Genomic DNA, 24,861 nt, shown 5'->3' on the forward strand with positions numbered 1-24,861 from the left:
CCCCTCACTCGAACTCCATCGCCTCGAACACCCGGCCCGCGTTGCGGGTGGCGAGCTGGTCGTAGGTGTGGAGGTGGGCGTAGGGGGACTGGTCGACGTAGTAGCTGTCCTCCAGCCCCTTGCCGGCGTCAATGACCTCACCGATCTTGCCGCGCAGGTAGACCAGATAGTCGTGGGTGTAGCGGCGCACCTGGGCGTAGTTGGTGGGATGACCGTGGCCGGGGATGACGTAGGTCGCGCCCAGCGCCTCGAACAGGGGCCAGGTCTCGACCCAGCCGGCCGTGTCAGTGTGGTCGAAGATCGGCAACAGGCGCTCGTGGAAGGCCATGTCGCCCGCGATCACCAGTTTCTGCTTCGGCAGCCAGACCTGGGTGTCGCCCGGTGAATGGGCCGGGCCAAGATACAGCACCTCGATGGTGAAATCCCCCATCTCGATGACCTTCCGGTCACTGAAGGTCTCGTCGGGGCCGCGCAGGCACGTGCCTTCAGCCCGTTCCTTCAGGCGGGTGCGGGCGCCTTCGATGATCTGCGCGCCAAATTCCTCGAACTCCGCCGCCGCGTCCTCATGCGCCAGGATCGGGACGCCCTGCTCCGACCAGTAGCAGTTGCCGAGCATGGCGTGGCCCTGACCGTTCTCGTCGATCACCAGTTTCACGGGCTGGTCGGTGATCCGGCGGATCTCGTCATGCAGGGCCTTCGCCAGCAGGTAGCTGCCACTGCCGTTCACGACGACGACACCGTCACCGGTCACGATGAAGGAGAGGTTGTTGTTGTGACCCGCGTTCTCGTATGTCGGCGGTGCTGTCGCCCCGATGGCCGACCAGACATGCGGAATGACCTCCACCGGCGGGCTGTAGAGCAGCGACTGGGGGTACTGGTCGGGAATATTCTCGTTCGCCAGTGCGGTGCCACCCAGCAGCGCCAGTCCGGCCGCCATTGCCAATAGTCTCATTCAGACCTCCTGATCTCCCCTGCCCAGCAGACTGCCGGTCATCAGATAGCGGATGCCAAGCACGGCACCCGCGAATATCGAGGCGAGCGCGAGCGGTGCGCTGACAGCCAGTGTCGACATGCCGGAAACGCCCTGTCCGACGGTGCAGCCCATCGCAGCCACACCCCCGAAGCCCATCAGGAACGCGCCGAGCAGGTGGCGCCGCATCTCTCTGGCGTCGTCATAGACCTCAAAGTGGAATCCCATGCGCGTGGCGGTCGTGATGACGGCCCCGAAGATGGTTCCGAGCGTCACGCCGATGCCGAAGTTGATCTCCGCGCCGGTGAAGGTCAGCAGGTACTGGATCGTCTCCCCCGGCGGCAGCACATAGGTCAGGGACTCGACGCGCTGCGGGTCGAAATCATCGTTTCCGAGGATGCCTGTCGCCGCGAAGCCGCCCGCAACCGCCAGGCCGACAGCCACGCCCGACAGGATGCTGTAGCCGGAGCCACGGAATGCCGCGTCCCTGAAACACCAGAACAGGACGACCGCAGCCAGGACCAGGGCGATAACGATTCCGGCACTGCCGGGCGCCGTGCCTGTTGCCGCCCCCAGCAGATGACCCAGCCCCTGCCCGCCGCTGGCTTCCATGTCCAGGCGCAGCGGCTCCAGCGCGTAGACACGCCCGAGCGCCGTCAGCCCGCGCGCGGCCATGTAGGCCGACAGGCCCAGGGTCAGGAACATCAGCACCGCCCGCATGTCGCCGCTGCCCAGCCGCACCAGAATGCCGAAGCCGCAGGTACCGACCATCGCCATGCCCCAGCCGAACAGCAGGCCACCCGCGATGGCACCGCCCCAGCCAAGCGAGGGCGCGAGATAGAAGCTGTCACCGATACGGGCCATGTCGGCGGCGAACAGTGCCTGCACCACGACCATCGCCACGACGATGGACAGCGCCCAGGTGCGCAGCCGCGTGTTGCTGCCGGTGACCCACCAGTCCTCGATGGCGCGATAGGTGCAGAAGTCGGCCCCGCGTGCGGCAAGTCCGGCAATGGTTCCGAGACCAAAGCCGCACAGTGCCATCAGGATATGGGGTTCGATCTCCATCGCACCTTTCACGCCTACCAGTTCTCGGGGTCCGTGCCGGCCTCACGCAGTTGCGCGAAGCGGTCACGCAGATAGCGCTGGAAGTCCTGTTCGGCGTAATGGCCTTCGGCGATGTATTCGAACATCGACAGGAATGGCAGCGGACGGAAATAGCCCGGCATGCGCGCGATCTCCGCTTCCCGCCCGTTCATCCCGGCGACTGCGGCAGGATCGGCCGGGAAGAAGACGATCGTCGGCGTGAAATTGACCCGCCAGCGCCGCGCCAGCTCCCGCTCCTCCATCTCCTCACCGTCGAAATCCGTGACGGCACGACTGCCCCGCAGGTCCAGTTGCAGGATGTCGAAGTGCTGTCTCAGGTAGCTGGTGACCCGCGCATCCTCCAGGTTCACCTCGTGCATCTGCCTGCAGTAGGGACAGCCGCGCTGTTCGAAGATCACGGCCAGATGGCGCCCTTCACCGGCGGCAGTGACGAGGTCTTCGTTCAGGTCCAGAAAGCTGTCCAGGAACCAGTCCTGAAGGTGCAGGCCATTGTCACCGATTTCCACGGCTGCCGGAGCCGCAGACGAGAGCAGCGGCAGGGTGCCGAGCGCCAGGGCACCGGTCGTGAAACTGCGTCGGCTGATCATGATGATACCCCTGTTGTCTATCTGACGATGGTGGCGGGTGACAGCGACCGTGGCTGCAGGATCCGCACCGCGATCATGCCAGCGATCATGCCGCCCAGGAATGCGAGCGTGGGCCATCCGCCCAGGGTCGCGGAGGTGACGGCAGGCCCGGGACAATAGCCGCCGATCCCCCAGCCGATGCCGAACAGCGCCGCGCCGGCGACCAGCGGCATGTCGAGGTCCGAACGGGTGGGCAGATGGAACTGCGTGTCCAGAACCGGTCCGGACATGCCGAGCACCAACCTGAATCCGATGAAGGTCACAACCAGCGCACCCCCCATGACGAAGATCAGGCTCGGGTCCCAGGTGCCTGTGATATCGAGGAAGTTGAGCACCTTCGCCGGGTTCGACATGCCGGAAATGACCAGACCAAGTCCGAAGACCAGTCCTGCGAGAAGTCCTGCCAGTGCCCGCATCATGACCCCCACCCCAACAGGTGGCGCACAACGAAGACCGTGATCACGCCTGTCGCCATGAAGGTCAGGGTGGCGACGATGGAGCGGCCCGAAAGGCGCGCCATGCCGCATACTCCGTGACCACTCGTGCAGCCGCCGCCGAGCGCAGTACCGACACCCACGACCACCCCCGCCACAGCCATCCAGAGTCCGTTGCCGGGAACTGCGGGAACCGCGATTTCACCCGTCACGGACCCGACCAGCCAGGGCGCGACGACCATGCCGACGACAAAGCAGATGCGCCACGCCGCGTCCGTCGCGCCCTCCGGCGGCAGCAGTCCCTTGACGATGCCGCTGATGCCCGCAATACGGCCATTCAGCGCCAGCAGCATGACGGCGGCGGCGCCGATCAGGGCACCGCCTGCCAATGCAGACAAAGGTGTGAACTCGGTCAGTTGAACCTCCTGTCAGCCAAACATGTCGGTGGTGATACCCTGGTACCAGCCAACCGACTCCTCATACGTCTTCTTGCGCAGGTCGGCGGACTCACCCGTCTGGGAGATGAAACCGCCCGTGCCGGCAATCTTCTCGTCCGTCGCCTCGTAGTTCGCGCCAACCTTGACACCATCATTGGTCTCGATGAGCGACCAGCAGGTGTTGCGGAACCGCGCCGGGAACATCTTCGAACCCGTCAGGGCATGGCGCACGGCCATGGCACAGACCTTGGCCTGGCTGTTGGCGGAGAAGCCGGACTTCGGCATGTCCCCGTTCACGGTCGCGTCGCCCAGCACATAGATGCTCGGGTCCATGCGCGACTGCATGGTTGCGGGGACGATCGGACACCAGCCACTGGCGTCGGTCAGACCTGCGACCTCGGCGATATGACCGGCCTTCTGCGCCGGGATCACGTTCACCACGTCACCCCTGAAGGTATCGAAGTCGGTCTCCACCGACATCTCCGCGGCGTTCACCGACCTGATGCCGCCATGGACGTCACCGCCGATCCACTCGACCATGCCGGGGTAATGTTTCTCCCAGCCCTCGGAGAACAGGCCACCCTTGGAGAACTTGGTCTTCGGGTCAATGATCAGGATCTTGGCCGTCGGGTTCGTCTGCTTCAGCACGTGGGCCACCATGGAGACCCGCTCGTAGGGTCCGGGGGGGCACCGGTAGGGGTTCGGCGGAGCCACCATCATGAAGGTGCCGCCTGCGGGCATGGCGTTGATCTGACTCTTCAGCAGGGCCGTCTGCGTGCCGGCCTTGTAGGCATGGGGCATGCGGCCGGCAGCCTCCACCGAATAGCCGGGCAGGGTCTCGTACTTGAAGTCGATGCCCGGGGAAACCACCAGCGCGTCGTAGGGAACGCTGACGCCGCTGGACAGGGACACCGTCTTGCCGGCGCGGTCCACGCCGGTTGCCCAGTCGTGCACGACGTTGATGCCATAGTCGCTGGCGAGTTTCCCGTAGGTGTGGCCGATGGAGGCCAGATCCCGGAAGCCGCCGATGTAGAGGTTGGAGAAGAAGCAGGTGTAGTACATCCGCGTCGGCTCGATCAGCGTGACGTCGACGGCTCCCTTCGAGTCCTTGGCGATGTAGCGCGCTGCCGTCGCGCCGCCGGCACCGCCACCGATCACGACGACCTTCGGCCGCGCCGCGCCATGAACGAAACCCAGCGGAGCGGCGGAAGCCAGCGCCACGGCGCCTGCCATCCTGGTAAACTGCCTGCGCGTCATGCCCATCTGTCTTCTCCCTGTCCGATTGCTTCACTCTTCCTGGTGTTCGATTGTCGCGAAATGGGCGGCCAGCGCTTCGATCTGCTCGAGGTCCAGTGACTGTGCGACATTCACCATCACCTCGCTGTCGCGCCCGCCCTGCTTGTAGGACAGCATGACAGCGACAAAACTGACCGCGTCCCAACCGACGATGGAGGGAATACCGTCATCGGCACCGGACTTCTGGTGGCAGGCAACGCATTCGCCTGACAGATATTCGCCATAGGCGGCATCACCCGCGACTGCGCCGGAAGCCATCAGACAAAGCGCGGAAACGCCTGCATTGGCGGTCCGCCGCAAGGCAAGCATGGACATCCTCCCATAAATTCATATTTTCGAATATTTGCGGTCGTATTTCACACCGTGTCAATGGAAAATCCGGATTCTCGACCGTCGCCTTTCGCTGGGTCAAGCGGGTCAGGCCCTTGGGGCGGGTGATGATGTGCGCCGAACCGGAAGACCGGCGCAGCAATGGCCGATAGCGGGATACCGGCTGAAAAAGGCCCGTCCATCCTGTACCATCGCGGCAAAGGCGAGGAAGGCTTGCCGGACCGTTGGCCGGATGACCGGCGCATGCGCAAACCTTCCCTGCCAATCAAATGACAGAGAGAGTTCACAACACAGCAGAAAATTCAGTAAATTGAATATCTAGGGCGCGCAGGCGACCCGCATCGCGTCCGCCACCCGACGGACCGATCTAGCTGAACATGTCCGGCCGGCTCTCGACCAACTGCTCGTATATCGGCTGGAAGTGCAGCCAGCCGATATATTCGCTGCCCACGTGCTCCCGGCTGTAGCGGGCGCTTTCCACCGGAACATGCACCGGCTTGTGGCCGGTCGCTTCCACCAGGAGCTGCTGCTGGCAGCACCGCTCCAGCGCAATGAACCAGAAGGCGGCGGAATCAATGCTGTGGCGGCTCGCCGTGATCAGGCCGTGATTCTGATGGATCGCCGCCTTCACGCCCTTGAAGGCCCGCGAGACCTTCGGACCCGCGTCTTCATCGACCGCAACATGACCGGCCTCGTCTTTGATCACCACATGGTCCTCGAAGAAGGCGCAGGCATCCTGGGTGATCGGGTCCAGCGGTCGCCCGAGTGCGGCAAAGGCCGTTCCATGGATCGTATGGGCATGGCACATGGCCAGGATGTCCGGATGTTCCTCATGCACCGCGCCGTGCAGGACGAAGCCCGCCCGGTTCACGGCGTAATCGCCTTCGATCACCTTGCCCGAGTGGTCCACCAGGATCAGGTTTGACAGCGAAACCCGGTCGAAGTGCACCGCCATCGGATTGGTCCAGTAGAGTTCGGGGTGCTCCGGGTCCCTGATCGTCAGGTGCCCGGCAAAGCCGAAGTTGTACTGCAGCTGGGAGAACGCGTGGCAGGCCGCAACCAGCCGCTTCTTGCGGTCGAGGCGCAGTTCCTCGTTCGAATTGAACTTGGGTTCCTCAGGGAACTTCAGCCCCGGCTGGCTGGGCTGATAGATGGAGGTGCGGTTCTGGAGATCGAGCATTTCGGATCCTTGACGACGTGATGATTGCGAACTCTAGCACGGGCTGAGCATCAGCCCAGATTGCGGCGCTTGCGCTCCGCATCGTCCCAGGCGAACAGGGGCTGATAGTCAGGCACGAAGCCCAGCCCCTTCTGGGCGTCCGACGAGACCGCCTCGCGGGAGGTCACGACATCGATGACGGCGGGCGCGTTGGCGATGCCCCGGCGGATCGCCTCCACCAGGTCGGCCGAGTCCTCGACACGTTCCCCGTGAGCCCCCAGCGCACGGGCCATGCCCGCATAGTCCGAGTGGCGCAGGATGGTGCCGGTGATGCGCCCGCCATAGTTCACGTGCTGGTCATGGCGCTCGATGTTCCAGGCGGCGTTGTTGGAGACGATGAAGACAGCCTTCGCTCCATGCCGGACCGCCGTATCGATCTCCATGGCGTTGATGCCGTAGGCACCGTCACCATTGACGGAGATGACCTGGCGGTCGGGACAGGCCAGGGCCGCCGCAATGGCGAAGGGCACGCCGACGCCGAGGCAGCCGAAGGTGCCGGCGTCCAGATAGGTGCGCGTCGTCAGCCCGACACGGGCGAAGCTGAGCAGGTCCCCCCCGTCCGCCACCCCGATGTAGTCCGGGTCCACCACCTGATCCAGTGCGTCGAAGATCGCCATGGGATGGACGGCACCATCCGCGCCGGTCTGCGGCACCGGACCGGATGCGCCCTTCTGCAGACGGTCGCGATGTTTCGCGCGCAACCCGTCCGCCCAGTCCGCGTCCCGCGCCCCGGCATCATTGCCCAGGGCGACGGCCAGCGCCTCGAGCGCCAGATCCACCCCGGCCAGGATCTCCGGCGTGCCCCGGCGGTTGTCGACCAGTTCGCCCGTGGTATCCGCGATGCGCAGGAACCGCGCATCAGGGAAAACGGCGGGCGAACCGAAGCCGAGCTGGTAGTCCAGCTTCCGCCCCACGGTGATGACCAGGTCCGCCTGCGCCATGGCAGCGGCGCGCACCGCCCCGACCACGGCCCGGTGGTCGGACGACACCAGCCCCCGACTCTCCTGGGTATCGAGGTAGAGCGCGTCGGTGGCATCGAGGAAGCGTTCCAGCGCCGCCCCCGCGCCCCGCGCACCGCGTCCGCTGACCACCAGCGGGCGGCGCGCGCCACGGATGGTCTCCACCGCCGCGTCGATCAGCGCAGGGTCCGGTGCCGGGCGTCGGGCCGGTTTCCGCGCGAGCCAGTCCGAAGTGACGAGATTCTCCGGCACATGGGTGCGCAGCACATCGGTCGGCACCTCCAGATATGACGGCCCCGGTTCCCCCATGTCGCCGGTGGCACGGGCAATGGCCTCGTCAAGCTCCCGTAGCACCTGGTCGGCGACCCGCGCGGTACGGGCATAGCGCGTCACGGGGCGCATGATATCCACATGCGGGATGTCCTGCAGCGGTCCCATGTTGGCCTGCCGCGTCGAGGTACAGCCGCCGATCAGCAGCACCGGCGCACGCGCCAGCGCGGCGTTGGCAATCCCGGTCACGCAGTTGGTCACGCCCGGACCGGCAGTGGCCATCGCCACGCCCAGACCACCGGTCAGTTCGGCATGCGCATGGGCCATGTGGACCGCCGCGCCCTCGTCTCGCACATCGATGATCTGGATACCCTGCCGGGCGATATGGTCCCAGATCGGCTGGATGTGCCCGCCCTGCAGGCCAAAGACCCGTTCCACGCCGCGCGCCACAAGGGCCCGGGCGATCCATGCAGCGACACTCAACGGGTCGTCATTCAGATCCTGACTCTCGGTCATGGGGTTTCCTCCTCGGTGTTCTGTCTTTCGGGATCGCGGGCGTCAGGATGCGCGGGCGATCAGCATGTCCTTGAGGACGCGATGCAGGATCTTGCCGGTGGCATTGCGCGGCATGGCGTCCGCATCCAGGAAGGTCACGGCACGGGGGCGCTTGTATCCGGCAAGGCTCTTCCGCGACCAGGCAATCAGGTCCTCGGCTGTGAGCGCCGCGCCATCCCGCAGGACGACCGCCGCCTCCACCCTTTCGCCCCACTTGGCATCCGGGCACCCGACCACCGCCACGTCCCGGACATCGGGATGCGCAGCGAGCGCCGTCTCGACCTCGGACGGGTAGACGTTCTCCCCGCCTGAAATGATCATGTTCTTCTTGCGATCGATCAGGCGAATGAAGCCGTCAGGATCCCGCAGGGCCATGTCACCGACCGACAGATAGTCGCCCCGGAATGCCTCTGCCGTCTTTTCCGGCAGGTTCCAGTAGCCGTCGAAGGCATAGGGACCGCAGGAATAGAGCTCCCCCGGCTGCCCGTCGGGAACCTCGTCGCCATCATCGTCGAGCAGGCGGATGGGCGCGGAGCCGACCACTTCGCGTCCGACGGTGCCCAGGTGATCGAACTGTTCATCCGGATGCAGCATGGTAACCCAACCGGCCTCCGTCGAACCGTAGAGTTCGAACAGGCCGGAGTTCGGGAACATCTCCATGACCGCGCGCTTGGTCTCCGCCCGTGCAGGGGCGGAGGAAACCATCAGCTTCTTCACCTGCGCGAAGTCCGCTGCGTCCCGCTGCTGCTCCGGCACCTCCAGCATCATGGTGAAGTGCGTCGGCACCAGCGACGAGAAGGTGATGCCCATGCTGCCGATGGTCTGCAGGCACAGGCGCGGATCGAAGTTGGCGCGGGAGAAGATCGTGACCGTCGCCCCGATGGACAGGAAGGCGGTGAAGAAATTGAGGGAGTTGGCGTGGCACATGGGCATGACCAGCAAGGCATCGTCGTTGCGGTCGAGACCAAGCTCCACCTGGGTCATGAGCGCCAGCATGAACATGCCACGATGGCTGCGGATCGCGCCCTTGGGGTTGCCCGTGGTACCGGAGGTATACATCAGGCACCAGGGATCATCCGGCGACACCTGCACCTCCGGATCAGCGGACCCGGCGCTTTCGATCAGTGCCTCGTAGTCCGACCATCCGGGAGCCTGGTGCTGATCTCCTATGAGGATGAAGCGATCATCACGGACGGGAAGCCCGGCGCGGATCCCGTCGATGACATGAGCCAGGCTGGCTTCGGCGATCACTGCCGAGACGCCGCAGTTCGCGCAGATGAATCGTACCTCGGGGCCGACGAGCCGGAAGTTCACGGGCACGGCGATCAGTCCCGCCTTGGCCACCGCCACATAGATCTCCGCCCATTCCACACGGTTGTAGGCCAGCACGGCGACGCGGTCTCCGGGCCGGAGACCAAGGCCGAGCAATCCGTTGGCCAGCCGGCAGGCACGCGCGTTCCACTGCCCGAACGTCAGTTCCCGTTCCAGGTCACGTGCGCCCAGGCGCTCGGGCTGCAGTCGCGCCTGGGTGGCCAGCAGTTCACCAATGGTCTGCATCTGAGAGGTCAAGGCAGTGCTCCCTGGTTTGAATGGGGGGGGCTCAGCCGCCGGCCGCTGCGGCGGCGTTGCGGTTGGCCAGGGCCGCGTCCAGCGTTTTCGCGGCGCGCAGGTCGTGTGCGACGGCCAGTTCTTCCGCGCGATCAGCGTCACCTGCCGCGACCGCATCGAGGATCTCGCCATGCTGACGCCAGATCTCGCGCGGCGGCTCGGCATGGCGCAGCACCTCGCCCATCGCCCGGCGCAGATAGCGCCAGTGCGGCTCTGCAGCCCGGGCCAGCAGGGGGTTGCCGGAATGCTCGTAGAGCATGGTGTGGAAGGCTTCGTCCTCGCGGACCTGCTCCCCCACCGCGCCCTTCGCCACCGCCGCCGCGCCGCGCTGCAGGATTTCCTGCCCCTGCGCCGCGATGGCCCGGCCAATCACCGGATCACCCGATGCACGGGTGGCGGACATGCGAACGGCCAGCCCATCAAGGACGGCGCGGATGTCGTAGTGGTGGCGCATCATATCCAGGTCCAGCGGCGTCACCTGCAAGCCGCGCCGGCCGATCTCCACCACCAGCCCGTCGGCCTTCAGCAGCGCCATGGCCTGCTGGATCGGCTGCCGTGAAACGCCAAGCCGCTCCGCCAGATCCTCCTGCACCAGATGGGCACCCGCCAGCAGGTGGCCGTCACAGATCTCGTCGACGATGGCCTCATAGACCTGCTGGGCCAGATTGGGTTGGGTGACAAGCGGCTTCATGTCTTCGCATCCTGAACTCTGAATTCAGAATACAATATCATGAACTGCCGCTTCGTCAAGCGCTCCGACAGGCGAGAGTCGTATTCGCCTCAAGCGGCCTTTCGGGGAGCAGATGCTGGCGCGTGCCTGCGGGAAGGTGCTGAAGGTGACCGCCTTCAGAACGACTGGCCCATCCGGTACCAGAACCGCAGGGCATCACCCGCCCCGCCGCGCTCAACCAGAACGGCACCTGAGCGGACCGCCCCGATCAGGGCGTCCGGCATGCCGGTAATACGGTCCGGGACGCCATCACCGTCCAGGTCGGCATCGACGATGGCCACGGTCGTGCCCCGGTCCGCCGGGCCATGCGATGCACGCATCTCGGCACGCACACCGCCCTCCGCCGGATGGAACAGGACGTTCGTCCGTATCCCGTTTGCGGCCACCACATGCAGCGGGCGGCGGGCATCTGCGGCAGGCTGCCCGAAGGATAGCCCCCCGCCCCAACCGCTCACCGCACCCGGCACCGGCAGCTCGGGGGCGATCCGGGCCAGCGGGCGGAACCCCTGGAACGGGTCACCGCGATAGATGTAGACCGCGCCCCTTCCGCCATCCTCCCCCGGTGCGCCAACGGCCAGATCATCAATGCCGTCGCCATCGACATCACCAAGGGCCAGTGCAGCACCAAAGCGGTCGCCGTCCTCGTCCTCATCCAGGATATTCTCAGGCGCCGACCCGTAGACCGACACCAGCCCGTAGATGTCGGCGGCACTCAGCAGGGGTACGCCGAGGGAGAGGTCGTGCAGGGCCGTTCCGGCGCAGCCAACCATGATCGAGTCGGGATCATAGGCGGTCAGCGGCATGTCCCCTTCGGTATATCGACCGGCGGGATTGCGGATCACCTGGCATTCCTCCGGCACCGCATCATCGGGGCGGGCGAACTCGTGCCCGAAGCCCAGGGCATGCCCGAACTCGTGGACCGGTGCCTTGACGTTGATCGACAGGGCGGCCAGCGTCCACAGTTCCGGCAGTACGACACCATTGGCCATACCGTTCACATGGCGTCCGCGCGCCTTGGCATGCGGATGCGCCCGGCCAATGAAGATGCGAATGCCCTGACTGTCCGACCGGCAGCGTCCCCAGCCGGTGAAGACCAGCGCGCTTTCCTTTTCCCAGGACGCGCGAATGGCCTTCATTGCCAGTCGGCGTTCCTGCATGTGCCGGTCGAGCGGTCGCTCCCAGCAGACCGGGATCGTGGTGTCGGGCCACACGGAATCTTCCGTGAGCGTCAGGGCGGTGGCGGCAGGGGCAACCAGCAGGAGCATCGCGACGGTCAGGAGTGATCCTGCCCTCACGACCAGACCCGATCAGTCGTCGTCATCCTTGACGTTCCGCACGACGAGTGCGATCCGATAGCCTTCATCGGTCTTGCCCACCAGGTGAAAGACGACAGGTTTCCTGTCGCTTCCCTTTACGTTCGGGGGTTCATCATAGACCACCCGGACACGATGGGTCGGCTCCAGATTGAAGGCGATCTGCGGTGTCTGCTTCAGCTTGTCGAACGTGGTGGGCGGCACCTTCTCGATCGTGATCGATTCGATCTTGCGGCCCATGGAACGCAGGACCTGATAGCGGACGATATTGAACTTGATCCGCCCCGCGCGTTCCCAGTGCACCAGTTTCTCGTACTTGTCGAAGTCCCGTTCGATAATGGCGGTCGCGACCTTCTCCAGCATCGCTTCCGGTGTCTGGGGATACTCCTGCGCCCGGGCATCGACGGCAACGAACAGCAGAAAAACGAAGAGACCGGGCGCCAGCAGCGCCCGGCCCCCGGGGACTCCGGCAAGAAACCGGAGCCCCGTCAGCACAGCCTTCAGGTCAGTCGACCGCGAAGACATGGATCGAACCGCCCTGCGGCACCGTCGGCACACGGCCTTCCGGCAGCAGACCAGCCAGCAGACCGCGCATGCGTTCCGCATCGACACCCCAGCCCGACTGGACCGCGATGTACTGCTTGCCGTTCACGGCGAAGGATGCCGGCGTGGCCGTCACACCCGAAGGCATCGGGTGCTCCCACAGGATCTCGCCATTCCTGGCATCCATGGCCCGGAACTTCCGGTCCACGGTACCGCCGGTGAAGATCAGGTCACCGCCCGTGGCCAGCAAGGGCGCCCAGAAAGGCGTGTCCTTGAAGTCCGTGGCCCAGACCATCTTGCCCGTGTTCATGTCCCAGGCCTGCAACTTGCCGATGGTGACAGGCTTCGACGTGTCCTGGCTTTCATGAATGCGCATGCTCGACAGGATCACGTCGATCGGGATGCCGATGTAGAGCTGACCGGGCTCGTAATCCTCGATCTCGCCGCTGCCGCCCATCTCCGTGCACAGGTTCTCATGGCTCGGGATGTAGAGCAGGCCGGTCCTCGGGCTGTAGGCCTCCATGGGCCAGTCCTTGCCACCCCAGAGACTCGGGCAGAAGGTCGCCGTGCGGTTGAGGCCAGGCGTCGCCGACTCGCTGTAGGACGGACGCCCCGTTTCCGGATCGATGGCCGTGAACGCGGTCTGGCGGACATACTTGTCCGCAGCCACGAAGTTGATCGGACCATCCGCAGTGCGCTCCATCGACCAGATGAAGCCGTTGCGGCCGGCATGGACCAGTCCCTTGACCTTGCGGCCATCACGCTCGATGTCCATCAGCACGGGTGCGGAGACCTCGTCCCAGTCCCAGGCATCGTTCCAGTGATACTGGTGATGCCCCTTGATCTCGCCGGAATTGATGTCTAACGCGATCACGGACGTCGTGTAGAGGTTGTCGCCCGGACGTGCCTCCGGCAGCCATGGGCCGCCGTTGCCCGTTCCGAAATAGGCAAGCTTGGTATCCGCGTCGTAGTTGCCCTGCATCCAGACGGAACCGCCACCGGTCTTCCAGCTGTCACCCTTCCAGGTGTCATGACCAGGCTCGCCCGGCCCGGGAACCGTGTAGGTCCGCCAGGCTTCCGCACCGGTCTCGCTGTCGAAGGCAACGACATAGCCGCGAATGCCGAACTCACCGCCCGACACGCCGACCACGATCTTGCCTTCGGCCACCAGCGGCGAAAGCGTGGAATAGTAGCCCGCCTTGTAGTCACCGATGGTCGAGTTCCAGACCACTTCGCCGGTCTTGGCGTTCAGCGCGACCATGCGCGCATCGACGGTGGCCATGTAGACCTTGTCGCCATAGAGACCGACGCCACGGTTTGTCGGATGCAGCTGGAACAGGTCCTCCGGGATCTCGTGCAGATAGCGCCACAGCTCGTTCCCGGTTGCCGCATCCAGTGCGAACACCTGGTTCTGCGGGGTCGAGACATACATCACCCCGTCATTGACCATCGGCGGTGCCTGATGGCCTTCCGTCACGCCGGTCGCGAAGCTCCATACGGGACGCAGGCCCTTCACGTTCTCGGTCGTGATCTCGTCGAGCGGGCTGTACCCCCAACCCTCGTAGTTGCCGCGCCACTGCAGCCAGTTCTGGGGTTCCGGATTCTGCAGTCTCGCATCCGTCACGGGATTCAGATTCTGGGCAACGACACTTCCCGCCCCCAGGATCATGAGCGCCGCCGCCGCGGCCAGTGTTCTTCGCATCGCATCCTCCTTTTTTGACCACCGGTTGATCCGGTTGTTTGGTTTGTTGATTCCTATTTCTTCGCGCCGCCGGGCGTGGCAGTCCAACCCGCCGCGGCCACGACATAGCCTTCCGCATCGACTTCGAGCGGCACCGCGGGAAGCTGCCGCCGCGCCGGGCCGCCCTTCACCGTACCGCCGGAGAGCGGATCAAAGATCGACAGGTGACAATGGCAACGAAGCTGCTGCTGCTTCGCCATCCAGGACTTGATGGTGCAGCCCTTGTGGGTGCAGACCGCCGAATAGACCAGGACGCCCCCGGCGCTGCGTGCGCGTGTCTCGGCATCCATCGCCGCTTCGTCCAGCTTCAGCATCAGCAACCGGTTGTTGCGGTAGACGTCACGCGGCTCGTGCTTGTCGGGCGTCACCGGAAACCCCTCGACCGGTCTGGCACCGGATTCCAGCAGGTCTGCGGTAAGCAGCGTCTGCTTCAGTTTTCCCTTGGTGATCATGAACCGGTCACCGGGCTGCACGGGCATGTTGAGCGGACCTTCCGCAGCATGTGCACCGCCCGCCAGCCCAAGGCCGCCAACTGCGGCAATCGCCGCGCCGTACCCCATGACTGCGCGCCTGCTCAGCCCCTCGTCATCGCATTCCGCGCAACAACACGGTTCATTCCCGTCGGAAATGTTCTCGGCCTCTGTGGCCTTTCCTCTGACATTACTCATGCGTCTCTCTCCCCCTGTTGAAATATTAGGATTCGGATGACCCTACGGAAACTTCTGTTGTGTATGTCTTGAAATACAGTGGTCTGCCGCAGCCCTCCCGCCGACACTCAGGAGTGACCGGATCGGCCCACAACTATTTGAACCATCGTTGCAATTTGCCTCCGCAGCCGCTGCAGCCGGACGTGCCTGGACCACCGCGAGAAGACCGCCGGTTCCAGCACCTGTTCAGCTTCCTGCCCGAAGGCCGCGGCCTCGATCTTCCCCAGCGCCCTGGTTACAGCCGGTGGTGCGGTGGCCGCAATGTCACCCAGCGTCAGGGCATCGGGCGCCACCGTGGACCGGGCCCATGTGACCAGCGCGCGGGCCGTGCCGAGCCCCGAAACGGTGCGCAACTGCCAACGCAGCCGCATGTCCGCCATCGACGGCACAGCAGCGCGCAGGAAGGCCCCGGCAAGGATCGCCATCGGGATGACGAGGATTGCGGCAAGCAGGATCAGGTAGAATGCGTCCTGATCCCGGCGGGCCGCGGCCTCAGCCATCAGTTCCGCCCGCAGCCTGTCGGCGTCGACGGCCAGCGGCTCTATGCGTGCGGCGGGAACACCGCTGCCGGCCGGCCGGGACTCGGAGGTGTTCCACCAGGTGACGGACACCGGCGGAATGTTCACCGCGCTTTCCGTCTCCACCGTTATGTCCCAGGACCGGGTGACTTCCGCCGTGGCACCGCCGGGTGTGAAACGGGTCCTGCGCTCCCCGGCCACGGCAACGATCCTGGCCCCCGGCGTGTCTCTCTGCACCAGCTCCGGCAGACGCTCCGCCGTCACCCCGTCGGCCAGCATCGTGACCGTGCGGCGGACCGTGTCGCCGATCCTCAGCGAGGCCACGTCCTTCGACCAGTCGTCCGTCAGTTCGATCCTGTCCGCCGCCACCCACCAGAACCCGTTGAGGTAACGGTGCGCGGGCTGCACCTGCAGAACCCGCGCCTCGGATTCGTCCCGGAACCCGACACTGGTGCCGTCGGCACGCTCCACCGCCCCTGCAGCCCGGATCGCCGGGATCTCGAGCACGCCGCTGCGCGTCGGGAACAGGGCGATGACGCGCTGGTGCCGCCAGCCCGACCCGCCATATGTGGAGAATTCGCTGGTGCGCGGACGGGAGGCGACATGCCGTTCCGCATCCGCGATCTCGGGCACGTCGATGCGCAGGGACCAGAACGGAAACCGGGAGACCAGCGTGATCCGCAGCAACACCTGCTGTTGTACGAATATGGCACCGCCCGGTTCCCCGGCCGTCACGATCTCGACCTGCAGTTCCGGAACGTCGGGCGCCCTTTCGTTCTGGGCCACGGCAAGCGGAGGGCAGAGCAGAATGCAGATCACGCCGAGGAGCCACTTCATTGCGCCCGCTCCCGCAGTTTCTGGGCGTTGCGCAATCGCGCCGCCAGCACCTGCTCCGGGTGATCGACGATGCGCCGCAACAGTTGTTCCGCATGCTGTACCGATTCCGCGCGCCGGATCTTTGCCGCCGATGCGCCGGTCAGTCCCTCCGGCGCCTCCCGAGGCCGCTCGCCTGCTTCCGCCGCGCCCGCACGGGCCTTGCCGTCCGGCGCGACATCGCCAGGCGTGCTGCGGCCACTGCCGGCAGCGGATTCAGTGCCGGGCTTCTTCGACGGGGTCGATTCCCCCCCACCCGCACTGTTGCCATCCTCCCGCACGGGGGCATCGCTGGCCGGATCGCCGCCGTCACGCTGCTTCAGCATGCCGTCCTGCCAGATGCCCATCCGCTTCTTGTTCCGGCTTTCCTCGATCAGACGTTCCTCTGCCGCCCGGGCACGCCGGACCAGTGCCAGATTGTGCCGCGCGTCGGCATGTTCCGGCTCAAGCCGCAGCACCGCCTCATAGGCGGCAACGGCCCCCGTCCACTGCCGCACCTGCGCATAGGCCGTGCCGAGGTTGTAGAGCGAGAGGGCACTCTTGGTCTGGACGAAGGATCCCGCCGCCCGATACATCCGCCCGGCGCGATACTCGGCCACGCCCTGCCATACCGGATCATCGAACAGATAGGCCGCCTCCCTGGCCCGTCCCCGCTGCATCAGGTCCTGGGCGACAAGGTGCGGCTCCAGCGGTCGGTCAAGCGCCGGGATCAGCCAGCCGGCCCCAACAGATGCGACCAGCAGGACGACGGTGACGATCAGGCTGCGCAGGGTCATGCCGGCCTCCGGAACAGCAACAGCCAGAGAAGACCGGCCAGGCCAACGAGCCACGGCCGCAGCGGCGTCTGACCGGAGAACTCCGGAGAACCATCGACCAGACTCGACACCGTCTGCGCCAGTTGCCGGTCCAGGGTCGCGGAGTCCGTCGCCATGACCAGGGTCGCGTTGGTCTCGTCCGCCAGGGCGCGGATTGCCGGTGGCGGCTGGCTGCCGGGGGTGACATGCACGATCGCCCGCAGCCAGCGGTCCCGCGCCAGCTTGCGCGAAGGCACCGCCGTCGCGGACGTGACCAGCACCACCTGCCCCGCGATCATCCCTGCCCGCACCAGCATGGCCTCCGCATGGGCAAAGGCGCGATGCGGTTCGTGCCCGCCGACAGGCATCAGGGCGGGTTCAAGCACGGCGAGATAGCGCTCGAAATGCTGCAGGTCGGTGGTGAAGGGCACCACATCGAAGGCATCGCCGGTCGCCGCGACCAGCGCCACGGGGATGCCGGTCTGCCCGGCGGCGACAGTGGTCGCCATGCTGCGCACCGCGGCGGCACCGTCAGCGTCGGAAAGATCGACGACAACCACACGCCCGGCCAGGTTGGACACCGCCGCCGAAGGTTCGGCCTGCAGCACCGGCCCGGCCAGCGCCAGTCCAAGCACCAGCCACAGTGCTGCTGTCGTCAGGGTCGCCAGACGGTCATGTGTGACCCGGACCTGACCGGCAACGATGGTCCGCATCTCCGGGCTGACCAGACGCTGCCAGGAACCGGGCAGATGCAGACGGGCACCTCCGGAACGGAGCCTGTCCGCCAGAACGGGCCAGGCGGCAAGCAGGCAGACCAGCAGAAACCAGGGGTGCAGCAGGGTCATCGCGCCCTCCGCAGCACCAGCAGATGCCCGGCCAGCAGGACAGCAGCGATCATCAGCAGTTCGGAAGACCAGTTGCGGCGCAGGGGCGAGGCCGCTTCATCGATTGTCCCGGCGGCGTCAGGCCCCGCCAGATCCGGCAGGTCGGACGTCCCGGCAAGCGTCGAGAAGCTGCCGCCCGTGATCTCCGCGACCGTGCGCAGGATGTCGCTGCCGCCACCGGCCTCGGCATCGGCCAGACCGACCGCGTGGATCCGCACGTTACGGTCGCTGGCCAGCAGCGCCGCGTCCGGCGCGGGCAGCGCGCCCGCGTTGTCCTCCCCGTCCGAGAGGATCAGCAGGGAGCGGCGCTGCTGCTCCTCCGTCTCGAATGTCTTCAGCGCCAGACCGATGGCCACGCCGACGGAGGTCTTGCGTCCGGGCATGCCCACGACAAGCTCGTCCAGATAGCCGTTCAGCGCGCCGAAATCATGGGTCAGCGGCGCGATCAGATAGGCCTGTTCGCCAAACGCGATCAGAGCCACGCGATCCCCCGCAGGCAACCGGTCGAGGAATGCCGCCACAGCGGTCCGGTAACGGTCGAAGGCCGTTGTTCGCTGTCCCGGTTCCTTTCGCCCCATGCTGGCGGAGAGATCGATGGCGATGACGACATCATGGCCGCTGGATCTGACGAGCGTCCCGATCGGGGTTACCGGCCCGCAGAGCGCCAGGACCAGCGCCAGCCAGCCGACCGCCGGGAGCAGGAGACGCCGGAACCGGTCCGCCCCCTCCGATCCGCCGGGCCGCATGGCACGCAGCAGAACCAGCGCCGATTCGGTGGCCAGCATGCGCGCGGCCGGGGCCGCATGCGGCAACAGCCACCAGGCGATCAGGGGCAGCGGCAGGGCAAGCAGGGCCCAGGGTTGCAACAGTTCGATCATGACGGCAGCAGCCGTCTGAGATCTTCCGCCGCGCCGCGCAGAACCGCCGCGTCGGCCCCCTCCGTGGGGCGGAAGCACTCCGCAGGCAGGTTCGGGACCGTAAGGCCGTGCGCGGCGAAGCGGCGGCGCAGGTCAATCAGTCCCTGGATGCCTGTCGGCTCCGGATGCGCGATGAAGGCCTCCAGATCCCGGCCCAGGGATCGTCGCCAGGCCCGCCTGTTGCGGAACCTGAGCAGGAAGATGCCGGACAGAATGGCCACCGTGACCACAAGCGGCCAGGGACTGAACCGGGATTCGGCAAACGCAGCGGCTTCCACAGCAGGCAACTGGATATCGCGCAGCCCCTGGAGAATCTCCTCAGGCGTCATCGGACCAATGGTGCCTGCTGCCGGCCATCGGGTCGGCGATGCGCCAGCCCTCGGCCTGAAGTCTCCGGTTCAGTTCGGTCGCTGCGGCGACGGCGGCATGACCCGTCGTGTCCCGCCCGATCCGGATATCCTCGTCCATCCGCGCCGTGGCCATGCTGCGCGCGGGATAATGTCCGGGCGGCGGCACGGACTGGTGCACGGCATCATCCACCTGCACGGCGAACCAGCGCCCGGAACGCCGGTGCCCGGCGGTCGGAAGCTGCCCCTCTGCCAGCCAGAAATGAAAATCGGAGAAGACCCGCAGGTCATCGGCTGAGCGAAGGTGCCCGGCGGCGCTCTCGACCGCGACCGAAAGCGGTGCCGGTGCCACCCGCCGGGCGAAGGTCGCCGCCAGCCGGTCCAGACCGTGCAGCAGCCGACGCCTGCCCCGCGCCGGGGCCATCAACACCCCGTGTGGAGAGGTCGCGATACCGACCGGCTCGTCCCGCCGCAGCGCGATCCAGGCTTCCCGCGCCAGCGCCAGCGCCGCCCGCAGCGCCAGCGTTCCGTCACGGGTGCCGAACCGCATGTGCGGCCCCAGGTCGGCCACCAGCATGACGGCGCTGTGCGCCTCCCGCTCCCGCTCCTTCTGCCGGAGCTGGCCGGTACGCGCGAAGCCGCGCCAGTCGATCATCCGGATATCGCCACCGGGCGCATAGGGGGCCAGCCCGTCCATGTCACCGGTCCTGAGCCCGCGCAGGCCCGGCCGAACGCCCATCGGGGTCCGGTTGCCCGGCTCCCCCGGACGACGGGCGCGGAAGGGGTCCATGGCAATCAGACGCGACAGCGTCAGCTGCTCCACGGTCTCCGGTCGCAGGGTCTCAGATGGGCGGAACATGGCGGATCAGACGCGCGACAATCACGTCTGCCTGAATGCCCTCGGCCTCCGCCACATGGGAAAGGCCGATCCTGTGGCGCAGCACGTTCGGCGCATGGGCCAGCACATCGTCGGGCAGGACATGCTCACGCCCTGCCAGCCAGGCCGCGGCCTTGGCGACCCGGGCCAGCGCGATGGAACCGCGCGGACTGAGCGGATGCGACATCAGCCCCTTCAGGTCATCGGGCAGATCATCGGCCCGTCGCGAGAAATCGACCAGACGGACGATGTAGTCCTGCACCGGCGCCGAAAGGAAGGTGCGCAGCACCGCATGGCGGGCCGCAGCCAGTTCGGCCGGTGCAATCCGGTCGACGGGCTGACCGGCATCCCGTCCGCTGATCTGGCCTTCCGCCTCCGCGAGAGCCATGTCCAGCAGCGCACTCTCGGTCTCGGCATCGGGATAACCGACACGCACATGCATCAGAAAGCGGTCGAGCTGTGCCTCCGGCAGATCCCAGGTCCCCTCATGCTCGATGGGGTTCTGCGTTGCGATGACAAAGAACGGCTGCGCGAGCGGATAGGTCGTGTCACCGCTCGTGACCTGGCGCTCCTCCATGGCCTCCAGCAGCGCGGACTGAACCTTTGCCGGCGCGCGGTTGATCTCGTCCGCCAGCAGGAAATTGGTGAAGATCGGTCCCTGGCGGAACTCGAACTGCAATGACTTGGGATCGAAGATGGCGCTGCCGGTCAGATCCTGCGGCATCAGATCCGGGGTGAACTGAACCCGGTTGAAACGGCCCTCGAACGAGTCTGCCAGCGCCCGTGCCACCCGGGTCTTGGCCAGCCCCGGCGCACCCTCCAGAAGCACATGACCGTCCGAAAGCAGGGCAAGGACCAGTCGGTCGATCATCAGCGGCTGGCCCACCACGGTGGACTGCAGCCGCTGCCTCAGATCCTGGAAGAGCTGCCGCAGGTCATCATCGTCTTCCTGCCGGTCCTTGCGGCTCTCAATGCTCAAGTTGTCTCTCAGAGGTATCGCCGTAGACCCGCTCCGCAATCGCCAGGAAATAGCGGATGTGAATGCGCGCCCAGCGGTTCGCCCGTCTGACGCGGCCATCGACGATGGCGTCCAGGATGTTCTTGTGCTGGTTCCAGAACTTGTCCGGGATGTCCTCGACCTCCCGCAGGGTGCAGCTCATGATCCGTTGCAGATAACGCCAGTGGACCGTGGCACTGTCCTTCAGTGCGGGGTTGCCGGTGGTGTCATAGACCAGGGCGTGAAACGCCACGTCGGCATTGAACAGCGCCTTCAGGTCATTCGCGTCCAGGGCGGCCATCGCCTGGTCGAGGATGCGCGCGCCTGCCTGACGGGTATTGCGCGCCAGTGCGGAGTCTTCCGCACACCGCTTGGCCGCCATCTCGGAGGCGAGGCAGTCCAGGATCAGTCTGACCTGATAGCGATGGCGCACCATGATCAGGTCCGGTGTTGCCACGGCAAGACCGCGCCCCGGTGCATCCTGCACGATGCCATCCGCCTTCAGCTGACTGAGTGCCTGCTGCACTGGCTGGCGGGAAACCCCCAGTTGCAGGGCCAGCGACTCCTGTTTCAGCCGGGCCTCCGCCGGAAAGGTTCCGGCGCAGATCTCGTCCAGAATTTCGTTGTAAACCTGCTCAGCCAGAGTCCCCGCTTCAGACATTCGCCCGTCCCCAGATGCACAATCTGTGTCCAGCTTGATCAACTTTGCGTCAGGTGACAATTGCAACGGACATGAGCCTCGATTGAATTCGATGGAAACATCGGCAACCACCCCTTTCAAAGGGGTGGTTGCCATACCCGATTTCGGGTGTTTCAGACCGTGTCGCCGAAGGGCAGATCCCGCAGTCGCTTGCCTGTTGCGGCGAACACCGCATTGGCAATGGCAGGCGGTACCGGCGGCACGCCGGGCTCACCCACGCCGGACGCATGCACCTCGAAGCCGTGCGGCACGACATGCGTATGCACCTTCTGCGGATAGTTGTCCGACCGGACCATCGGATAGTCGTGGAAGTTCGACTGGGTGACAGCGCCGTTCTCGTAGGTGATGCCGCTGTGCATTGCCGTCGTCATGCCCATGACGGCGGCCCCTTCCATCTGGGACCGGATCCGCTCCGGATTGGCGGCGAAGCCGCAATCCAGCGCCATGTGCATTTCCGGCACCGTGATCTTCCCGTCGACGATCTTCACCCGAGCCGCCGTCGCGACATAGGTCACGAACGACCGGTGCACCGCCAGCCCGATACCTTCCCCGGCAGGCAGATCAAGCCCCCAGCCCGCCTTGTCGGCGGCAATCGCCAGCACGTTCTTCAGGCGTGCCGTATCGATCGGATACTCGTCATAGACCTCACCATAGTCCCAGAAGTTCTCGGGGAAGCCCTGCTTCGGCGGATCAAGCAGCCGGTCGGGGCCAATCATCTCCATCAGCAGGTCCTTGTGGTCCCGCCCGATCTCGTTGGCCAGTTCGGCAACGAAGGACTGGACCGCCCAGGCACGCGGAATGTTGGAGACCGAACGGAACCAGCCGATCCTCGTATGGGCCATGGCGGCACCGTTCTCGACCGAGATGTTCGGAATGTCGAACGGCATGTCGATGTGTCCCATCCCGCTCTCGATGAAGAACTGGTGGCCGCTGTCCGGCGCGAAGGTCGACAGGATCGACGGTGCGACGGAATTGTGCCGCCAGCCGGTGACCTTGTTGTCCGCATCCAGCGCCACCTCGATCCGCTCCACGGATGTCGTGTGGTAGAAGCTGTGGCGGATGTCGTCCTCACGCGTCCACTGCACCTTCACCGGCGCACCGATCCGCTGGCTGAGTTGCGCCGCCTCGATCGCGAAGTCGCACTTGGACTTGCGGCCGAAACCACCACCGAGCAGCGTGACATTCACCGTCACATCCTCGATCGGCATGTTCAGCGCCCCGGCGAGATCGCCCCGGGTGCCAAAAGGCGATTGCACGGGGGCCCAGATCTCCGCCTTGCCGTTCGCGACATTGGCGACGGCAACCGGCGGCTCCATCATGGCGTGGGCCATGTGGGCCTGGCTGTAGTCGCGGGCGAAGACCTTCGCCGCACCTTCGAAGGCCGCCTTGGCATCGCCTTCCGCGCGCAGCACCGCACCGGGCTTCTTCGCCGTGGCCCGCATCTCCTCGGTGAAGGCCGCGGAGTTGTAGCCGCTGTGCGGCCCCTCCGCCCACTCGATCTCCAGCGCGTCGCGGCCCTTGATCGCCGCATCGGTGTTGGAGGCAATGACGGCAATACCGCCAAGCGGCGCGAACTTGGCCGGGAAGTTGGAGATCTGCAGCCCCAGAACCTTCTCGACCCCCGGCACCTTGAAGGTGGCGGTCGCGTCGTAGCGGATCGGCTTGCTGCCCACGGCGGGCGGGCGGGCGATGGCGGCGAACTTCATGCCCGGAAGGCTGACGTCCGCACCATAGATGGCCTTGCCGGTGGTGATGTCATGCAGATCCGTGATGGGGATGTTGCCCTTGCCGATATAGCGGAACTGATCCTCCGTCCTGAAGGTCAGGTCCTCGAACGCCGGAACGTCCAGCGCCATCGCATCGGCGGCCAGATCACCGAAGCCGGCCTTGCGACCGCCCGAGGTAACCTCGTGCACGCCGACGGTCACCGACTTGGCATCGACGCCCCACTTCTTCGCGGCGGCCTGTGCAAGCATGTGACGGACCGAAGCGCCCATCTGGCGCATGGACTGGATGTGGTGACGCATGGAGCGTGAGCCATCCGTGTCCTGGTTGCCGTACTTGGGCTCGTCACCCTCGGCCTGGACGATCTTTACCCGGCTCCAGTCCGCGCCCATCTCGTCGGCCAGCACCATCGGCAGGGAGGTACGGCTGCCCGTGCCCATCTCGGAGCGATGGGCGACAATCGTGACCGTGCCGTCCGCATCGATGGAGACGAAGATCTTCGGATCGTAGCGAATGCCGTGCGGCATGAAATCGCCGCCGGTCTTGTAGCGGGCGAAGGCACCGGCCTGGGTGGTGAAGGCGGCAACCGCGAATCCCGTGGCGGCAATCGTCAGGAAGCCGCGCCGCGAGACATTGGCGAACTCGAGTTCCGGCGCGCGCTGCTTCGGCGCATCGGACATGGCCTGTTCAAGGTAATGCAACATGGATCAGCTCCCCGTTGAGACGTGACGGACTGCAGCGACGATGCGCTCGTAGCAGCCACAACGGCAGATGTTCCCGGACATGCCTTCCAGGATTTCATCGTCGGTGAGATCCGGCTTCTGCTTCAGGATCGCGGCGGCCTGCATGATCTGGCCCGCCTGGCAGAATCCACACTGCGGAACATTGTATTCCCGCCAGGCCACCTGGACCGGATGGTTGCCATCCGGCGACAGCCCTTCGATGGTGGTCACATCCTTGCCCGCGACGTCGCCCACGGTCGACTGGCACGAACGCACCGCCTCGCCATCGACATGAACCGTGCAGGCACCGCACAGCCCCGCGCCACATCCGTACTTGGTTCCCGTCAGGCCCGCCATGTCCCGGATGGCCCACAACAGGGTCGTGTCATCCGGTCCATCGATGGTCCGTGACTGACCGTTAATCCGCACTGTCGCCATTTCAATCCTCCCATATTGCGGCCTTCCCCCGGGGTGGCCGTCAACCGAGCCGACAATCAGAACGCGCGAAGCCAGCTCATTGTGGAAGATTTTGAGGTCCCCGTTTACCCTGCGTCAACGAACGCTCTGACTCTCTGGACGTACAATGCGCCGGGTACGGCCTGCGCAGGCCACGGACCGGACCTGCCGATCCGGCGTCTGGAACATCATCGGAAATGGGCTAT

General features: G+C 65.8%; 25 protein-coding genes. All 25 read right to left on the reverse strand.

The features are described 5' to 3' along the window. Nucleotides 1-4 precede the first annotated feature (4 nt). The 25 genes from QGV54_RS16320 to QGV54_RS16440 all read right to left on the reverse strand — a co-directional run bounded on the left by QGV54_RS16320 (nt 5) and on the right by QGV54_RS16440 (nt 24,637). The gene (locus tag QGV54_RS16320) at nt 5-952 is read right to left on the reverse strand and encodes an MBL fold metallo-hydrolase (protein ID WP_281019642.1); all 948 of its coding nucleotides are present in this window, start codon (nt 950-952) and stop codon (nt 5-7) included. Then, nucleotides 953-2,038, reverse strand: a complete 1,086-nt coding sequence (locus QGV54_RS16325; RefSeq protein ID WP_281019641.1) for a YeeE/YedE family protein — start codon at nt 2,036-2,038, stop codon at nt 953-955. Between the two features lie 14 nt (nt 2,039-2,052). Continuing rightward, nucleotides 2,053-2,664 carry a thioredoxin family protein gene (locus QGV54_RS16330; RefSeq protein WP_281019640.1) on the reverse strand — a complete coding sequence of 204 codons (612 nt, stop codon included), beginning with the start codon at nt 2,662-2,664 and terminating at the stop codon, nt 2,053-2,055. Between the two features lie 17 nt (nt 2,665-2,681). Beyond that, nucleotides 2,682-3,119, reverse strand: coding sequence for a DUF6691 family protein (locus tag QGV54_RS16335; protein WP_348637683.1), 438 nt, complete (start codon nt 3,117-3,119; stop codon nt 2,682-2,684). Continuing rightward, the gene (locus QGV54_RS16340; protein ID WP_348638791.1) at nt 3,119-3,490 is read right to left on the reverse strand and encodes a YeeE/YedE thiosulfate transporter family protein; all 372 of its coding nucleotides are present in this window, start codon (nt 3,488-3,490) and stop codon (nt 3,119-3,121) included. The genes QGV54_RS16335 and QGV54_RS16340 overlap by 1 nt, the downstream gene beginning before the upstream one ends. A 75-nt stretch (nt 3,491-3,565) precedes the next feature. Next, nucleotides 3,566-4,837: an NAD(P)/FAD-dependent oxidoreductase gene (locus tag QGV54_RS16345; RefSeq protein ID WP_281019637.1), complete on the reverse strand. Its 1,272-nt coding sequence runs from the start codon at nt 4,835-4,837 to the stop codon at nt 3,566-3,568. Between the two features lie 24 nt (nt 4,838-4,861). After that, a complete protein-coding gene (locus tag QGV54_RS16350; protein WP_281019636.1) occupies nt 4,862-5,179 on the reverse strand; it encodes a hypothetical protein in 318 nt (105 codons plus the stop codon). A gap of 388 nt (nt 5,180-5,567) precedes the next feature. Next, entirely contained in the window at nt 5,568-6,380 is an 813-nt protein-coding gene (locus QGV54_RS16355; RefSeq protein WP_281019635.1) for a class II aldolase/adducin family protein, read from the reverse strand. Between the two features lie 50 nt (nt 6,381-6,430). Continuing rightward, nucleotides 6,431-8,164, reverse strand: coding sequence for a thiamine pyrophosphate-binding protein (locus tag QGV54_RS16360; RefSeq protein ID WP_281019634.1), 1,734 nt, complete (start codon nt 8,162-8,164; stop codon nt 6,431-6,433). Nucleotides 8,165-8,206: 42 nt separating this feature from the next. Continuing rightward, a complete protein-coding gene (locus QGV54_RS16365; RefSeq protein WP_281019633.1) occupies nt 8,207-9,772 on the reverse strand; it encodes an AMP-binding protein in 1,566 nt (521 codons plus the stop codon). A 31-nt stretch (nt 9,773-9,803) separates the two neighbouring features. Then, entirely contained in the window at nt 9,804-10,502 is a 699-nt protein-coding gene (locus QGV54_RS16370; protein ID WP_281019632.1) for a GntR family transcriptional regulator, read from the reverse strand. Between the two features lie 155 nt (nt 10,503-10,657). Then, complete coding sequence (locus QGV54_RS16375; protein WP_281019631.1) at nt 10,658-11,806, reverse strand: hypothetical protein; 1,149 nt, start codon at nt 11,804-11,806, stop codon at nt 10,658-10,660. A 42-nt stretch (nt 11,807-11,848) separates the two neighbouring features. Then, entirely contained in the window at nt 11,849-12,379 is a 531-nt protein-coding gene (locus QGV54_RS16380; protein WP_281019630.1) for a hypothetical protein, read from the reverse strand. Then, entirely contained in the window at nt 12,360-14,099 is a 1,740-nt protein-coding gene (locus QGV54_RS16385) for a PQQ-dependent dehydrogenase, methanol/ethanol family (protein ID WP_281019629.1), read from the reverse strand. The genes QGV54_RS16380 and QGV54_RS16385 overlap by 20 nt, the downstream gene beginning before the upstream one ends. Nucleotides 14,100-14,152: 53 nt before the next feature. Beyond that, on the reverse strand, nt 14,153-14,806 hold the full coding sequence (locus QGV54_RS16390; protein WP_281019628.1) for a Rieske (2Fe-2S) protein: 654 nt from the start codon (nt 14,804-14,806) through the stop codon (nt 14,153-14,155). A 107-nt stretch (nt 14,807-14,913) separates the two neighbouring features. Further along, nucleotides 14,914-16,200: a hypothetical protein gene (locus QGV54_RS16395; protein ID WP_281019627.1), complete on the reverse strand. Its 1,287-nt coding sequence runs from the start codon at nt 16,198-16,200 to the stop codon at nt 14,914-14,916. After that, nucleotides 16,197-17,012: a tetratricopeptide repeat protein gene (locus QGV54_RS16400; protein WP_281019626.1), complete on the reverse strand. Its 816-nt coding sequence runs from the start codon at nt 17,010-17,012 to the stop codon at nt 16,197-16,199. Before QGV54_RS16400 ends, QGV54_RS16395 begins: the two co-directional genes overlap by 4 nt. Then, the gene (locus QGV54_RS16405) at nt 17,009-17,875 is read right to left on the reverse strand and encodes a hypothetical protein (protein WP_281019625.1); all 867 of its coding nucleotides are present in this window, start codon (nt 17,873-17,875) and stop codon (nt 17,009-17,011) included. The genes QGV54_RS16400 and QGV54_RS16405 overlap by 4 nt, the downstream gene beginning before the upstream one ends. Beyond that, nucleotides 17,872-18,792, reverse strand: coding sequence for a VWA domain-containing protein (locus tag QGV54_RS16410; RefSeq protein WP_281019624.1), 921 nt, complete (start codon nt 18,790-18,792; stop codon nt 17,872-17,874). The genes QGV54_RS16405 and QGV54_RS16410 overlap by 4 nt, the downstream gene beginning before the upstream one ends. Beyond that, entirely contained in the window at nt 18,789-19,160 is a 372-nt protein-coding gene (locus tag QGV54_RS16415; protein ID WP_281019623.1) for a hypothetical protein, read from the reverse strand. Before QGV54_RS16415 ends, QGV54_RS16410 begins: the two co-directional genes overlap by 4 nt. Continuing rightward, nucleotides 19,150-20,037 carry a DUF58 domain-containing protein gene (locus QGV54_RS16420; RefSeq protein WP_281019993.1) on the reverse strand — a complete coding sequence of 296 codons (888 nt, stop codon included), beginning with the start codon at nt 20,035-20,037 and terminating at the stop codon, nt 19,150-19,152. Before QGV54_RS16420 ends, QGV54_RS16415 begins: the two co-directional genes overlap by 11 nt. Next, a complete protein-coding gene (locus tag QGV54_RS16425; protein ID WP_281019621.1) occupies nt 20,021-21,034 on the reverse strand; it encodes an AAA family ATPase in 1,014 nt (337 codons plus the stop codon). The genes QGV54_RS16420 and QGV54_RS16425 overlap by 17 nt, the downstream gene beginning before the upstream one ends. Beyond that, entirely contained in the window at nt 21,024-21,713 is a 690-nt protein-coding gene (locus QGV54_RS16430) for a GntR family transcriptional regulator (protein ID WP_281019620.1), read from the reverse strand. The genes QGV54_RS16425 and QGV54_RS16430 overlap by 11 nt, the downstream gene beginning before the upstream one ends. A 152-nt stretch (nt 21,714-21,865) precedes the next feature. Next, nucleotides 21,866-24,181, reverse strand: a complete 2,316-nt coding sequence (locus tag QGV54_RS16435; RefSeq protein ID WP_281019619.1) for a molybdopterin cofactor-binding domain-containing protein — start codon at nt 24,179-24,181, stop codon at nt 21,866-21,868. Between the two features lie 3 nt (nt 24,182-24,184). Next, nucleotides 24,185-24,637 carry a (2Fe-2S)-binding protein gene (locus QGV54_RS16440; RefSeq protein ID WP_281019618.1) on the reverse strand — a complete coding sequence of 151 codons (453 nt, stop codon included), beginning with the start codon at nt 24,635-24,637 and terminating at the stop codon, nt 24,185-24,187. Nucleotides 24,638-24,861: the final 224 nt, after the last annotated feature.

The organism is Minwuia sp. IMCC3060 (assembly GCF_029909435.1).
GTDB lineage: Bacteria > Pseudomonadota > Alphaproteobacteria > Minwuiales > Minwuiaceae > Minwuia.

What these genes read in the sequence shown, in the direction of transcription:
- QGV54_RS16320 (WP_281019642.1), bottom strand. Translation starts at nt 952, where the DNA reads ATGAGACTATTGGCAATGGCGGCCGGACTGGCGCTGCTGGGTGGCACC.
- QGV54_RS16325 (WP_281019641.1), bottom strand. Translation starts at nt 2,038, where the DNA reads ATGGAGATCGAACCCCATATCCTGATGGCACTGTGCGGCTTTGGTCTC.
- QGV54_RS16330 (WP_281019640.1), bottom strand. Translation starts at nt 2,664, where the DNA reads ATGATCAGCCGACGCAGTTTCACGACCGGTGCCCTGGCGCTCGGCACC.
- QGV54_RS16335 (WP_348637683.1), bottom strand. Translation starts at nt 3,119, where the DNA reads ATGCGGGCACTGGCAGGACTTCTCGCAGGACTGGTCTTCGGACTTGGT.
- QGV54_RS16340 (WP_348638791.1), bottom strand. Translation starts at nt 3,490, where the DNA reads ATGCTGCTGGCGCTGAATGGCCGTATTGCGGGCATCAGCGGCATCGTC.
- QGV54_RS16345 (WP_281019637.1), bottom strand. Translation starts at nt 4,837, where the DNA reads ATGGGCATGACGCGCAGGCAGTTTACCAGGATGGCAGGCGCCGTGGCG.
- QGV54_RS16350 (WP_281019636.1), bottom strand. Translation starts at nt 5,179, where the DNA reads ATGCTTGCCTTGCGGCGGACCGCCAATGCAGGCGTTTCCGCGCTTTGT.
- QGV54_RS16355 (WP_281019635.1), bottom strand. Translation starts at nt 6,380, where the DNA reads ATGCTCGATCTCCAGAACCGCACCTCCATCTATCAGCCCAGCCAGCCG.
- QGV54_RS16360 (WP_281019634.1), bottom strand. Translation starts at nt 8,164, where the DNA reads ATGACCGAGAGTCAGGATCTGAATGACGACCCGTTGAGTGTCGCTGCA.
- QGV54_RS16370 (WP_281019632.1), bottom strand. Translation starts at nt 10,502, where the DNA reads ATGAAGCCGCTTGTCACCCAACCCAATCTGGCCCAGCAGGTCTATGAG.
- QGV54_RS16375 (WP_281019631.1), bottom strand. Translation starts at nt 11,806, where the DNA reads ATGCTCCTGCTGGTTGCCCCTGCCGCCACCGCCCTGACGCTCACGGAA.
- QGV54_RS16380 (WP_281019630.1), bottom strand. Translation starts at nt 12,379, where the DNA reads ATGTCTTCGCGGTCGACTGACCTGAAGGCTGTGCTGACGGGGCTCCGG.
- QGV54_RS16385 (WP_281019629.1), bottom strand. Translation starts at nt 14,099, where the DNA reads ATGCGAAGAACACTGGCCGCGGCGGCGGCGCTCATGATCCTGGGGGCG.
- QGV54_RS16390 (WP_281019628.1), bottom strand. Translation starts at nt 14,806, where the DNA reads ATGAGTAATGTCAGAGGAAAGGCCACAGAGGCCGAGAACATTTCCGAC.
- QGV54_RS16395 (WP_281019627.1), bottom strand. Translation starts at nt 16,200, where the DNA reads ATGAAGTGGCTCCTCGGCGTGATCTGCATTCTGCTCTGCCCTCCGCTT.
- QGV54_RS16400 (WP_281019626.1), bottom strand. Translation starts at nt 17,012, where the DNA reads ATGACCCTGCGCAGCCTGATCGTCACCGTCGTCCTGCTGGTCGCATCT.
- QGV54_RS16405 (WP_281019625.1), bottom strand. Translation starts at nt 17,875, where the DNA reads ATGACCCTGCTGCACCCCTGGTTTCTGCTGGTCTGCCTGCTTGCCGCC.
- QGV54_RS16410 (WP_281019624.1), bottom strand. Translation starts at nt 18,792, where the DNA reads ATGATCGAACTGTTGCAACCCTGGGCCCTGCTTGCCCTGCCGCTGCCC.
- QGV54_RS16415 (WP_281019623.1), bottom strand. Translation starts at nt 19,160, where the DNA reads ATGACGCCTGAGGAGATTCTCCAGGGGCTGCGCGATATCCAGTTGCCT.
- QGV54_RS16420 (WP_281019993.1), bottom strand. Translation starts at nt 20,037, where the DNA reads ATGTTCCGCCCATCTGAGACCCTGCGACCGGAGACCGTGGAGCAGCTG.
- QGV54_RS16430 (WP_281019620.1), bottom strand. Translation starts at nt 21,713, where the DNA reads ATGTCTGAAGCGGGGACTCTGGCTGAGCAGGTTTACAACGAAATTCTG.
- QGV54_RS16435 (WP_281019619.1), bottom strand. Translation starts at nt 24,181, where the DNA reads ATGTTGCATTACCTTGAACAGGCCATGTCCGATGCGCCGAAGCAGCGC.
- QGV54_RS16440 (WP_281019618.1), bottom strand. Translation starts at nt 24,637, where the DNA reads ATGGCGACAGTGCGGATTAACGGTCAGTCACGGACCATCGATGGACCG.